General features: G+C 67.4%; 11 protein-coding genes. 5 read left to right on the top strand and 6 right to left on the bottom strand.

Going from position 1 to position 11,846, the window contains the following annotated elements:
• Positions 1–13 precede the first annotated feature (13 nt).
• Both ubiB and SOM26_RS09735 read right to left on the bottom strand, forming a co-directional pair.
• Positions 14–1,549: a 2-polyprenylphenol 6-hydroxylase gene (ubiB, locus tag SOM26_RS09740; RefSeq protein ID WP_320452519.1), complete on the bottom strand. Its 1,536-nt coding sequence runs from the start codon at positions 1,547–1,549 to the stop codon at positions 14–16.
• Positions 1,550–1,577: 28 nt separating this feature from the next.
• A complete protein-coding gene (locus tag SOM26_RS09735) occupies positions 1,578–2,309 on the bottom strand; it encodes a class I SAM-dependent methyltransferase (RefSeq protein ID WP_320452518.1) in 732 nt (243 codons plus the stop codon).
• Between the two features lie 79 nt (positions 2,310–2,388).
• On the opposite strand from SOM26_RS09735, the gene mutM reads away from it, so the two are divergent.
• The 3 genes from mutM to dnaA all read left to right on the top strand — a co-directional run bounded on the left by mutM (position 2,389) and on the right by dnaA (position 5,558).
• The gene (gene mutM, locus SOM26_RS09730; protein WP_320452517.1) at positions 2,389–3,204 is read left to right on the top strand and encodes a bifunctional DNA-formamidopyrimidine glycosylase/DNA-(apurinic or apyrimidinic site) lyase; all 816 of its coding nucleotides are present in this window, start codon (positions 2,389–2,391) and stop codon (positions 3,202–3,204) included.
• Between the two features lie 87 nt (positions 3,205–3,291).
• The gene (rpsT, locus tag SOM26_RS09725) at positions 3,292–3,555 is read left to right on the top strand and encodes a 30S ribosomal protein S20 (protein WP_042490304.1); all 264 of its coding nucleotides are present in this window, start codon (positions 3,292–3,294) and stop codon (positions 3,553–3,555) included.
• 479 nt (positions 3,556–4,034) lie between these two features.
• Positions 4,035–5,558: a chromosomal replication initiator protein DnaA gene (gene dnaA, locus SOM26_RS09720; RefSeq protein WP_320452516.1), complete on the top strand. Its 1,524-nt coding sequence runs from the start codon at positions 4,035–4,037 to the stop codon at positions 5,556–5,558.
• An 87-nt stretch (positions 5,559–5,645) separates the two neighbouring features.
• Here dnaA and SOM26_RS09715 read toward each other — a convergent pair whose 3' ends face one another.
• From SOM26_RS09715 to secB, 4 genes are read right to left on the bottom strand one after another with little or no spacing between them, the layout of a single operon-like run.
• On the bottom strand, positions 5,646–6,203 hold the full coding sequence (locus SOM26_RS09715) for a P-loop NTPase family protein (RefSeq protein WP_320452515.1): 558 nt from the start codon (positions 6,201–6,203) through the stop codon (positions 5,646–5,648).
• Positions 6,203–7,210, bottom strand: a complete 1,008-nt coding sequence (trpS, locus tag SOM26_RS09710; protein WP_320452514.1) for a tryptophan--tRNA ligase — start codon at positions 7,208–7,210, stop codon at positions 6,203–6,205. The genes SOM26_RS09715 and trpS overlap by 1 nt, the downstream gene beginning before the upstream one ends.
• Positions 7,211–7,218: 8 nt before the next feature.
• A complete protein-coding gene (gene murJ / locus SOM26_RS09705) occupies positions 7,219–8,796 on the bottom strand; it encodes a murein biosynthesis integral membrane protein MurJ (protein WP_320452513.1) in 1,578 nt (525 codons plus the stop codon).
• 13 nt (positions 8,797–8,809) lie between these two features.
• Positions 8,810–9,325 (bottom strand): protein-export chaperone SecB, encoded by a 516-nt coding sequence (gene secB / locus SOM26_RS09700; protein WP_320452512.1) that lies wholly within the window; start codon positions 9,323–9,325, stop codon positions 8,810–8,812.
• 491 nt (positions 9,326–9,816) lie between these two features.
• Between secB and SOM26_RS09695 the strand changes: the two genes are divergently transcribed.
• A complete protein-coding gene (locus tag SOM26_RS09695) occupies positions 9,817–10,440 on the top strand; it encodes a Tim44/TimA family putative adaptor protein (protein ID WP_414712045.1) in 624 nt (207 codons plus the stop codon).
• A 26-nt stretch (positions 10,441–10,466) separates the two neighbouring features.
• Positions 10,467–11,837 (top strand): murein transglycosylase A, encoded by a 1,371-nt coding sequence (gene mltA, locus SOM26_RS09690; protein WP_320452511.1) that lies wholly within the window; start codon positions 10,467–10,469, stop codon positions 11,835–11,837.
• The last annotated feature ends 9 nt before the right edge of the window (positions 11,838–11,846 follow it).

Here is an 11,846-nt window from a genome sequence, read left to right as displayed (position 1 = left end):
GACCCCTGTGGCCTTACCGGAGCACGGCCAGCGTCGCCGCCACGCCCGCCGCCGCCGACAGCATCGACAACAGCGCGTAGCGCCAGCCGCCGCCGATCCGCACGACCTCGATCTGCTTGAGCGGCGGGGCGGGAGGCTCGCCACCGGGCGCGGGGTAGCGCGCCTCGATCCGGCGGACCAGTTCGGGCAGGCGGGCCAGCGTCTGCACATCCTCGATCAGCCGGTCGGCGATCTTGGCCTCGGGGCCCAGCTCGGTGCGGATCCATTCGCGGACGAACGGGGCCGCCGAGTCCCACAGGTTGATGTTCGGGTCGAGGCTGGTCGCCACGCCCTCGACCATCACCATCGTCTTTTGCAGCAGCAGCAGGTGCGGCTGCGTCACCATGTCGAAGTCGCGCGTGATCGAGAACAGGCCGTCGAGCATCATGCCGATCGACATGTCCTTGACCGGCAGCCCGCGCATCGGCTCGCCCACCGCACGCAGCGCGGTCGCGAACTCGGCGACATTGTGATGGGCGGGGACGTAACCCGCCTCGAAATGGATCTCGGCGACGCGCTTATAATTGCCGGTGATCAGGCCATAGAGGATCTCGGCCAGCCAGACGCGTGCACGCCGGTCGATCCGGCCCATGATGCCGAAGTCGATCGCGGCGATCTTGTTGCCGGGCAGGGCGAACAGATTGCCCTGGTGCATGTCGGCGTGGAAGAACCCTTCCGCGATCGCCTGGCGCAGAAAGGCACGGACCAGCGTCTGGGCCAGGTGCGGCAGGTCGTATCCCGCCTCGACCAGCGCCGGGCGGTTGGACAGCTTGATACCGTCGACCCACTCGACCGTCAGCACCTTCGCTGTCGAGCGCTGCCAGTCGATCTTCGGAACCATGAAATCGGGCTCGGCGGTCATCGCCTCAGCCAGTTCGGAGGCCGAGGCCGCCTCGCGCCGGAAGTTCAGCTCGCGCAGGGTCCAGCGCCGGAAATTCTCGACCGTCAGGCGCGGGCGCAGGCGTGCCGCCTCGCCGCTCATCCCTTCCACCTGGGCGGCGGCCCATTGATAGGTGTCGATCGCGCGGGCGAAGTCTTCCTCGACGCCGGGGCGCAGCACCTTGACCGCGACGGTGCGGCCATCGGTGGTGACGGCACGATGCACCTGCGCGATCGAGGCGGCGCCGACCGGGGTTTCCTCGATCGAGGCGAAGAAGTGCGAGGGCGGGCGGCCCATGCTGGCTTCCATCGCGGCGCAGATCGTCGCGAAGGGCACCGGGGGCAGCTGGTCCTGAAGCCGCAGCAGGTCGTGCGCGGCGTCGTCGCCGACCAAGTCGGGGCGGGTCGCCAGCGTCTGGCCCAGCTTGATCGCCGCCGGGCCGATCGCCTGGAACGCATCGGCATAGGCGGGCTTGGCGGGCTGGCACGTGCCGAAGCGGGCGACGCGGGCCAGCCGCCGCACGGGCGCAGGCGTATGGGGATCGCGCTCGATCCCGCGCAGCGCGCCATGCCGCGCCAGCGTCCGCCCCCATTTGAGCAGACGCCACAGATGCACCACCGGCTGGGTCACAGGGCGAACCCGCCCGCGCGCCCCTGCATCAAATCTTCCACCCCGAATGGATCGCGACCAGGCCACCCATGATCGGCTCGACCTTGGTTTCGACGAAGCCCGCCTCGCGGATCATCCGCTCGAAGGTCGGCATGTCGGGGAAGCGGCGGATCGATTCGATCAGATAGCGATAGCTGTCCGCGTCGCCCGCCAGCATCTGGCCCAGCTTGGGCACCAGCTTGTGCGAATAGGCGTCATAGACTTCCGAGAAACCCGGCCAGACGGTGGTCGAGAATTCCAGGCAGAAGAACCGCCCGCCCCGCCGCAGCACCCGGTGCGCCTCCTTCAGCGCCGCCGGGATGTCGGTGACGTTGCGGATGCCGAACGCGATCGTGTAGGCGTCGAAGAACCTGTCTGGGAAGGTCAGCACCTCGGCATTGGCCTCGGTCCAGACCAGCCCGTCGAACCCGCGCTCCGCCGCGCGCTTCATGCCGACTTCCAGCATCGCCGGATTGATGTCGGCCACCGTGATGCTGGCCCCCGACTCGGCCAGGCGGAAGGCGATGTCGCCGGTGCCGCCCGCCATGTCGAGGATCTGGTCGCTGGCGCGCGGTTTCACCCGGCGCACGAAACGGTCCTTCCACAGGCGGTGCATACCGCCCGACATGGCATCGTTCATCAGGTCGTATTTGGCGGCGACGTTGGTAAACACGCTGCCGACACGGGCGACCTTTTCGTCGCGGGGTACATCTTCATAGCCGAAGGACACGGTATCGCTCATGGCTTTGCCCTAGCCCGGCCTTGCTGGCGGGGCAAACGCTACCTAGCTGTCAGGCGCACGAAAGCCATTCAGAGAGAAAATGCCCGAACTTCCCGAGGTCGAAACCACGGTCCGCGGCCTGACCCCGGTGCTGGCGGACGCGCGGCTGACCCTGGTCGAGCCGCGCCGACCCGACCTGCGCCATCCCTTTCCCGCCGACCTGCGCCAGCGGATGACGGGGGCGGTCGTCACGTCGCTGGGGCGTCGCGCCAAATATGGCCTGATCGACACCGACCGCGGCGACACCATGATCTTCCATCTCGGCATGTCGGGGCGCTGGCGGATCGATCCGGGCGAGCCGCTGGCGCATGATCACCTGCTGCTGGAGACGGGGGCGGGGCGGCGGCTGGCGCTGAACGATCCACGCCGATTCGGCTTTGTCGATCTGTGGCCGACGACGGAGCTGGCCAGCTATCCACCGTTCCTGGCGATGGGGCCCGAGCCGCTGGGGCCGGACTTCACCGCCGCCTATCTGGCGGCGGCGCTGGAGGGGCGGGCCGCGCCGATCAAGGCGATGCTGCTCGACCAGCGGATCGTGGCGGGCCTGGGCAATATCTATGTGTGCGAGGCGCTGCACATGGCCCGGATCACGCCGGGGCGAGCGGGGGGGCAGATTTCGAAGGTGCGACTCGCCCGTCTGGTCGATTCGATCCGCACGGTGCTGGAGGCCGCGATCCTGGCGGGCGGTTCGTCACTGCGCGACTATGTGCGGCCGGACGGCGAATTGGGCTATTTCTCGAAGGAGTGGCGGGTCTATGGCCGCGAGGGCGATCCTTGCGAATGCGGTGCGATCGTGCGGCGGCGAACCGATTCGGGGCGCTCGACTTTCTGGTGCTCCAACTGCCAGCGGAGTTGACGGCATCGCCGCCAACCGGTAAGGGCCCCGGCTTCAAAGCTGGTGCGTCGCGCCGCTATCCCTTTTGATCGAGATTTAGAGGTTTTCATGGCGAACACGCCGCAGGCCAAAAAGCGTATCCGTCGCAACGAGCGTCGCGCCGTCATCAACGGCAACCGCGTCAGCCGCATCCGTACCTTCGTGAAGAAGGTCGAGGCCGCCCTGGCCGCCGGTGACAAGGAAACCGCGACGGTCGCTCTGGCCGCGGCGCAGCCGGAAATGGCCCGTGGCGTTGCCAAGGGTGTGCTGCACAAGAACACCGTCTCGCGCAAGTTCTCGCGCCTGACCAAGCGTATCGCCGCACTGGCCTAACAGCCTCTCGGTTTTCGCGACGAACGAAACCCGCCGGGGGCGGTCCCCGGCGGGTTTTTTCGTGCGTCCGTCATCCAATCCTTAACGTGTCGGGCAACGTGATCCGCGGGAACCATTCCGCGTTTCGCGCAACGCCAGCTTTCACCGCGATTCGAGTAATTCGGGTTTCGGGTCGATGACGTGCGACCTGGTTAAAATGCAGCAATTTCAAGTGTTTGTGAGATAGTTGGACGGGTTTCTGCGGGCTTTTGGCTGTCAATCCGGTTTATTTCAGATTTATGGCCGGAGATGGTCTTGATCCGACCCCCTCATCGCTCATAATCGGTTTCCCAGCGGCGGTGCATCGTGCCCCGCGTCATGGACATAGCGAAGTGACAGACCGGGTCGAATCCGTTTGATTCGCCGATGGGTATCGTGTCGCCAAGTGGTTTAGAGGCCCGATCGCCCATCATGGGCGTCGGCAGAAGTGGAGTGCGCGGGTGACGAATTGGCAGGCGACGCGACCGACGACGGACCAGGCTCGTGCCTGGGCGCGCGTCCGCGCGAACCTGCGCGAATCGGCAGGCGCCCGCCTGTTCGACCAGTGGCTCAAGCCCATGGAGCTGATCGAGGGGGACGAGCCCGATACGGTTCGCCTCGCGCTCCCCTCGGCCTTCGCGACCAACTGGGTGCGCAGCCACTATGCCGACCGCCTGCACCTGGAATTCAAGGCGGTGCTGCCCGAGGTCCGGTCGGTCACGATCGAGACCCGTGCGCCGTCCAAGGTCGCGCGGCTGACCAGCGTCGAGACGTTCGACACCGCCCCGCGCGCGGCGGCCGCCGCACCGACCGCACCGGTCGAAGTGGACGAGCAGCCCTCGCTGTTCGGCATGCCCGCCCCGGCGCCGACACCCGCAGCGGCGCCGCGCCCGGCTCCCCGCGCCAAGGCCGCCGCGCCGGTGGCGGTCGCGCCCGCCCCGGTGGTGCGCGTGCCTAGCGACCGGCCGCCGCTCGATCCGCGCCTGACCTTCGACCGGTTCGTGGTCGATTCGTCGAATCGGGTCGCGTTCAACGCCGCGCTGTCGCTCGCCGAGCCGGGGCCGCCGCGTTTCAGCCCGCTGTTCCTTCATGGCGGCACCGGGCAGGGCAAGACCCACCTGATGCACGCCATCGCCCATGCCTTTCTCGAGTCGCATCCCGATGCGGTCGTGCTGTGCATGTCGGCCGAGCGCTTCATGTTCGACTTCGTCGCGGCGATGCGCGCCCGTGACACGCACAGCTTCAAGTCGCGGCTGCGTTCGGCCGATCTGCTGCTGATCGACGATCTTCAGTTCATCGCGGGCAAGGATTCCACCCAGGAGGAGTTCTTCCACACGGTCAACGAACTGGTCGGCGCGGGCAAGCGGCTGGTCATCTCGGCCGATCGCTCGCCCCAGTCGCTGGACGGGGTCGAGCCGCGAATCATCGGCCGCCTGGGTGCCGGGCTCGTCGCCGACATCAAGGCGCCCGACCTGACGCTGCGTCGCACGATCCTGAACCGCAAGGTCGCCGATCTGCCCGAGATCGTGGTGCCGACCGATGTGCTCGACATGCTGGCTTCGCGGATTCGCGGCAATATCCGCGAGCTGGAAGGCGCGCTGAACCGCGTCGTCGCCTATGCGCAGCTGACCGGCGACAAGATCGACATGGAATTCGCCGTCGCCACGCTGGGCGAGGTGCTGCGCGGGGCGCAGCGGCGGATCACCATCGACGAGATCCAGAAGCTGGTCAGCCGCCATTTCGAGTTGAAGCCGCTCGACCTGGTGTCGGCCCGCCGTGCGCGCGCCATCGCCCGCCCGCGCCAGATCGCCATGTACCTCGCCAAGCGCCTGACCACCCGCTCGCTGCCCGAGATCGGCCGCAAGTTCGGTGGGCGGGATCACTCGACGGTGATCTATGCGGTGCGCAAGATCGAGGAACTGCGCGACACCGACCGCGACATCGACAATGCGGTGCGCGTGCTGATGAAGGAACTGGAGGGCTGATGTCCTTCCGGGCGGGGTCGGGGCATGGGCTTCGACTTCGCTCAGCCTGAACGGGGTTTTGGCTAGAACCCCGTTCCCTCCCGCCGTTCAGCCTGAGCTAAGTCGAAGGCCAAGGGAATCCATATCCGCCAACACCCGGTCCAGCCCCGGCGACCGGCGAAACCAGATCACCCGATCCTCCACCCCCGCCAGCACCCGCAAGATCCCCGGCCGCACCGCGCGCCGCCATTGCCAGCAATAGCCCAGAAATGCCCAGTCCAGCCGCTCCGGGCATCCCGCCGCGCTGTCGGGACGCTGCTGCCCATGATGGCGTGCCACACGCCGCAGGATACGGGGGATCGTCACGCGGCGCGGTAGGTCGAGCAGGATGATCCGCTCGGCGCGTGCGAGCCTGTCGGCGATCGCGGGGCCATAATGCGCACCGGAATAATTGCCGTCGATCACCCAGGCGGGCTGCGCGGCGATGGCGACCATGTCGGCGATGAAGTCCTCGCGCGGTCGCGCGACCCAGCCTGGATCGTGGAACAGCGCATCAGCGTGATGGACGGGCAGGCCCAGCCGTTCGCCCAGCATCCGGGCCAGCGTCGACTTGCCACTGCCCGGCGGCCCCATCACCATGATACGGGTGATGGGGCCGGGGGGCATCAAATCTGAAGGCCCATGGTCCGCTGCACGTCGAGCAGCAGCGGCGCGGCGAGATGGCGGGCCTTCTCCGCACCCCGCTCCAGGATGCGGCCCACCTCGCCGCGATCGTCGAGCAGGCGGGTCAGCCGCTCGCGGATCGGGCCCAGCGTCGCGACCGCGAGGTCGGCCAGCTCGGGCTTGAACGCACCGAAGCCCTGGCCCGCAAACTGCGCCAGCACATCGGCGGGCGCGCGGTCGGACAGCGCGGCATAGATGGTGATCAGGTTGCGCGCCTCGGGCCGACCCTCCAGGCCGTCCATCGTCTCGGGCAGCACGTCCGGGTCGGTCTTGGCCTTGCGGAATTTCTCGGCGATCTGGTCGTCGGTGTCGATCAGCTTGACCAGCGACATTTCCGACGGGTTCGACTTGGACATCTTCGACGCCCCGTCGCGCAACGACATGATGCGCGGCGCGGCGGCGCTGATCAGCGGTTCGGGGAGGGTGAAGACCTCGCGGCCATAATCGTTGTTGAACTTGGTCGCGATGTCGCGCGCCAGCTCCAGATGCTGTTTCTGGTCCTCGCCGACCGGCACGTGCGTGGCGTTGTAGAGCAGCACGTCGGCGGCCATCAGCACGGGATAGTCGTACAGGCCGACGCTGGCGCCCTCGCGGTTCTTGCCCGCCTTGTCCTTGAACTGGGTCATGCGGTTCAGCCAGCCGACGCGCGCGACATTGTTCAGCAGCCAGCTCAGCTCGCTATGCTGGGGCACGCGGGTCTGGTTGAACAGGATCGAGCGTTCGGGGTCGATCCCGGCGGCGATCAGGGTCGCGGTCATCTCGATGGTGTTGGCCGCCATCGCATCGGGCGCGATCCATTCGGTCAGGCCGTGCAGGTCGGCGATGAAGTACATCGTCTCGCCACCCTTGGCCTGGATGTCGTCCTGCATCGCCACCCACTGCTTCACGGCGCCCAGATAATTGCCGAGGTGGAGATTGCCCGTGGGCTTGATGCCGGAAACGACGCGCATGATGGTCCTCAGTTCTTGCGGCGAACGAGCCGCTTGATGTCCGCAAGCCGGAATGCCCCGGTCGCGAAGGTGGCCACCGCATAGACGAGCATACCCGTGGCGACCAGTATGATGAGCGCACCCCAGCGTTCGAGGTTGGAGCCGGTGACATAGGGCTGGAACCGTTCGTTCAGCAGCGCCATCGCCATGCCCATCAGCAGGGCGGCGACCCCCATCCGCCACGCTCGCCGGCGAAGCTGTGCGTCGGCGACGAAATGCCCGCGCTTCGCCAGGGTGCGATACAGAAGCGCGACGTTGACGGTCGAGGCGATCGCGGTGGCCAGCGGCGGACCCATATGCTGGAGCGGCCAGATCAGGATCAGGTTCAGCACCAGATTGACCAGCATCGACCAGGTGGCGAACCGGACCGGCGTCCGGGTGTCGGCGCGGGCATAGAAGCCCGGCGTCAGCACCTTGACCAGGATATAGCTGGGCAGTCCGATCGAGAAGGCGGCGAGCGCCTGCGCGGTATAGAAGCTGTTGGTGGCGGTGAACTTCCCATGCTGGAACAGCGCAGCGGCGATCGGCTGCCCACACACGATCAGCGCGACGGTGGCGGGCAGGGTCAGCAGCAGGGCCAGCTCCATGCCGCGATTCTGCGTCTCCATCGCCTCGGCCTCGCGGCCCGCGCCCAGCATCCGCGAGATGGTAGGAAGGAGCACGGTGCCCAGGCCGATGCCGATCAGCCCCAGCGGCAGCTGGTTCAGCCGGTCGGCGGCATAGATGTACGACACCGACCCCGCAGGCAGGAAGCGCGCGGCGAGGCCGGTGGAGATCAGGAGGTTGATCTGCACCGCGCCTGCGCCCGCGGCGGCGGGCAGGATCAGCTTCATCAGCCGCTTCACGTCGTCGTTGATGACCGGGCGCTTCAACCGCAGGCGGACACCGGCGCGACGGCACGACCACCAGAGCCACAGGAATTGGAGTATCCCGGCCACCGACACCGCGATCGCCTGGTTGCGCGCGGTCGGCAGCGGGTTGTGGTCATGGAACAGAAGAAGCGCGGCGATCAGCGTCAGGTTGAGCAGGATCGGCGCGGCCGCATTCACCCAGAAGCGATTGAGCGAATTCAGGATGCCGCCCAGCAGCGACACCAGGCTTATGAACAGCAGATAGGGAAAGGTCAGGCGGTTGAGCAGCACGATATAATCGAACTGCGCGGCCGTCCCCTTGCCGTAGCCGAAGGTCTGGATCCAGGTGACGGGCCAGGCCGCCAGCTCGACCAGAACGGTCAGCACGATCAGGACGGGCAGCAGGACCGACATCGCGTTTTCGGCGAATGCCAGGCCCTGTGCCAGTCCCGACCCCGGCGTCGCCTTGTCCCCCTCTGCCACCTTGCGGTTGAACATCGGGATGAAGGCGGCGGAAAAGGCGCCCTCGGCAAAGAGGGCGCGGAACAGGTTGGGCAGGCGAAACGCGATCTGGAAGGCATCGGAGGCGAAGTTGGCGCCCACGAAGCGGAAGAACAGCGAATCGCGAACCAGACCAAGCACGCGGCTCGCCAGAGTCAGCCCGCCGACCGAGCCCAGCGCCTTGGTCAGGTTCATATGTCAGTCCCGATCAGGCGTGGCCGGTTTCCGGCGTGTTTGGCTGCGCGGTGCCCGCCTGGGCCTCGGCCTGCTGCAGATACAGCTGCGCGAAGTCGATCGGCTCGAGCATCAGGGGCGGGAAGCCGCCGTCGCGCACCGCATCGGCCAGCACGCGGCGGGCGAAGGGGAACAGCAGGCGCGGCGCTTCGCCCAGCATGAACGGCTGGATCTGGTCGACCGGCACGTTGCGGAAGCCGAAGAGACCGGCATAGCTGAGGTCGACGATGAAGGCGGTCTTGCCCTCGGACTCGGCGCGGACCTCGATCTTCAGGGTCAGCTCGTGGACGTCCTCGCCGACCTGGACGGCCGAGATGTTGAACTGCACGTCGATGCCCGGCGCGGCCTGCGCCTGATAGATGGCGGGCGCGTTCGGATTCTCGAACGACAGGTCCTTCACATATTGCGAGATCATGCCCGCGGCAGGACCGGCATCCTCACCGTCGGCGATCGGCGCTTCGAAGCCCTGCGGCAAACCCTGTTCGTCCATCGTCAATACCTTCTTGCGTAAGATCAAGGGGGTTAGGGTCTATACCCAATCAGGACGGGGATCGTGATCGCCCGCCGAAAGGCGCTGGCAAGGAGTGTGGCGCAGCAGGTAGCGGCGCTACCTGCAAGCAAGCGACGCCGTCCAGCGCCTTTCGGCGGGCGACCGCCAAAGCGGCGGGCCGATTTGGATCCAGGGCAGCGTCGCTCGTCGGTCACGATACGATCGCATCGCTCCGCTCCTCGCTCCTTGCCCTGAACCCAAATCGGCTCCGTCACGACCCCGTCCTGATTGAGTATAGACCCTAAGGGAACCGAAAGGGCGGGTTCGCGCGTTCGGCCTTATGGCCGCTTCGCGTAGCAGCGGGTCGACATGGTTTCAACCTTGCCCGCCCCCGTTCGGGGTGGCCGGGTTTTCATCTGCCGCCCTTGCGCCTATATCGGCCTTGATAGTGAAAGGCGCCTGTGTTGTTATTCTACGTCGTTCTTCTCGCGATGGTCGCGCTCTTCCTCGCGCTGAGGCTCTACAGCGTGCTCGGCAAGCGTACCGGCCATGAACAGCAGCCTTTGGCGCGCAGTGCCGATGACCGGCCGGTGGCGGTGACGCTGCCCCGCACGGCCGAACCCGCACAGGGTGCCGCTCCGGTGGTCAACCGCAACATTGAGCCGCGCGCCGAACCGGGCCTGCGCGCCGTGATCGCGGGCGAGCCTGGTTTCGACGTGGCGCAGTTCCTGAACGGTGCGCAGAGCGCCTATCGCATGACGCTGGAAGCCTTCTGGAAGGGTGACGAGGACGCGCTTTCCGAATTGGTCGAACGCGACGTGCTGGCCGCCTTTGCCGAGGCGATCGAGCATCGGCGCGAAACCGGCCAGACGCTCGATAATCGCCTAATCCGCGTGGAAAGCGCCAAGATCGTCGACGCCGCGGTCGAGGGGCGCGAGGCGCGGGTCACCGTCCGCTTCGACGCCGATATCGCCGCCGTCACGCGCGATGCCGAGGGCAATGTCATCGCCGGTTCGCTGAGCGATGCGGTCGAGACTCACGACGTGTGGACATTCGCCCGGACGCTGAAGAGCGGCGATCCGAACTGGAAGCTCGTCGACACCGACGAAGCCTGAACCGGTCTGACGGGGGAATGTCCGCGATGAGGGGGTATCGCGTCGCGGCCATGGTCGCGCTTTCGATCGGCCTGTCGGCCTGCGCCGGACGGATCGTCCCGCCCGGCGCGTCGGAGTATCCGGCGCCGCCGCGCGGCCAGACGCCGCCACGCACCGATCATCGCCCGCGACCCGGCACGATCGCAACGCTGCCCGGCGGTGTGCAGCCGGGCGGGCCCAGTGTCTCTCGCGTGCCCGCTGGACCGGCGCGCATCGTGGGCGCGACCCCCTTGCCCGCTACCCCGGTCGTCGGGGTCCCCGGATCGGCGACGGCGGCGCAGGCGGGCATCCTGGCCGGACCGCCGGTCGCGACCCTGCCGATCACCGAGGAGCAGGCCGAGGCGGCCCGCGCCGCCTTCGCTCTGTCCTGCCCCGGATTGATGCGCCGCACCGACACCAGCGGGTTGACGCAAGGCTCCGACTGGCAAGCCGCCTGTCAGGCGGCGGGCAGCGTGCCGCGTGGCGGTGCCCGTAACTTCTTCATCCGTTATTTCGAAGCGGTGCAGGTCGGTGACGGCCGCTCGCTGGCCACCGGCTATTACGAGCCCGAGATTGCGGGCTCGCGTGATCGGCGTGTCGGTTATGAGGTGCCGATCTATGCCCGCCCGCGCGACCTGGTCGATGTCGATCTGGGTGCCTTCACCGCCGATCTGAAGGGCAAGAAGGTGCGTGGCAAGGTGCAGGGCACCAACCTCGTCCCTTATGACGATCGTACCGCGATCGAGCAGGGGTCGCTGGAGGGCCGTGCACCCATATTGGCGTGGGGCGCGGACCCGATCGAGGTGTTCTTCCTTCAAATCCAGGGCTCGGGGCGGCTTCGACTGCCCGATGGCGGGATCATGCGGGTCGGCTATGACAGCCAGAACGGCCGAGACTATACCGGTATCGGGGCGCTGATGAAGTCGCGCGGGCTGCTGGGGCCGGGGCAGACGTCGATGCAGGGGATCGTCGCCTGGTTGCACGAGCATCCCGAGGAAGGCCGCGCGATCATGCGCGAGAATAAGAGCTTCGTGTTCTTCCGCGAACTGAACGGCGCGCCGCAGGGCGCGATGGGCTATGCCGTGACCGGGCAGGTGAGCGCGGCGGCGGACCCGAAATTCGTGCCGCTGGGCGCGCCCGTCTTCCTGTCGATGGATCGCCAGGACGTGACCGGGCTGTGGGTGGCGCAAGACACTGGCGGCGCGATCAAGGGCTCCAACCGCTTCGACACCTTCTGGGGCGCGGGCGAGACGGCGCGCAGCGTCGCGGGCGGCATGTCTGCGCGCGGCACCGCCTTCCTGCTGCTGCCGGTCGGCACGCTGGCGCGGGCGGGGATCACGGCTCCTGGCGGGACGGCCGGTGCGCCCCCTCAATTCTGACGAGGCGCA

Source organism: Sphingomonas sp. CFBP8993 (assembly GCF_034044895.1).
In the GTDB taxonomy this organism is placed as follows: domain Bacteria; phylum Pseudomonadota; class Alphaproteobacteria; order Sphingomonadales; family Sphingomonadaceae; genus Sphingomonas.
Note: the sequence above shows the minus strand (reverse complement) of the source record. Positions and strands in the feature narration are given on the sequence as shown.

What these genes read in the sequence shown, in the direction of transcription:
- secB (WP_320452512.1), bottom strand. Translation starts at nt 9,325, where the DNA reads ATGGACGAACAGGGTTTGCCGCAGGGCTTCGAAGCGCCGATCGCCGAC.
- trpS (WP_320452514.1), bottom strand. Translation starts at nt 7,210, where the DNA reads ATGCGCGTCGTTTCCGGCATCAAGCCCACGGGCAATCTCCACCTCGGC.
- mutM (WP_320452517.1), top strand. Translation starts at nt 2,389, where the DNA reads ATGCCCGAACTTCCCGAGGTCGAAACCACGGTCCGCGGCCTGACCCCG.
- murJ (WP_320452513.1), bottom strand. Translation starts at nt 8,796, where the DNA reads ATGAACCTGACCAAGGCGCTGGGCTCGGTCGGCGGGCTGACTCTGGCG.
- SOM26_RS09715 (WP_320452515.1), bottom strand. Translation starts at nt 6,203, where the DNA reads ATGCCCCCCGGCCCCATCACCCGTATCATGGTGATGGGGCCGCCGGGC.
- SOM26_RS09735 (WP_320452518.1), bottom strand. Translation starts at nt 2,309, where the DNA reads ATGAGCGATACCGTGTCCTTCGGCTATGAAGATGTACCCCGCGACGAA.
- mltA (WP_320452511.1), top strand. Translation starts at nt 10,467, where the DNA reads ATGAGGGGGTATCGCGTCGCGGCCATGGTCGCGCTTTCGATCGGCCTG.
- rpsT (WP_042490304.1), top strand. Translation starts at nt 3,292, where the DNA reads ATGGCGAACACGCCGCAGGCCAAAAAGCGTATCCGTCGCAACGAGCGT.
- SOM26_RS09695 (WP_414712045.1), top strand. Translation starts at nt 9,817, where the DNA reads ATGGTCGCGCTCTTCCTCGCGCTGAGGCTCTACAGCGTGCTCGGCAAG.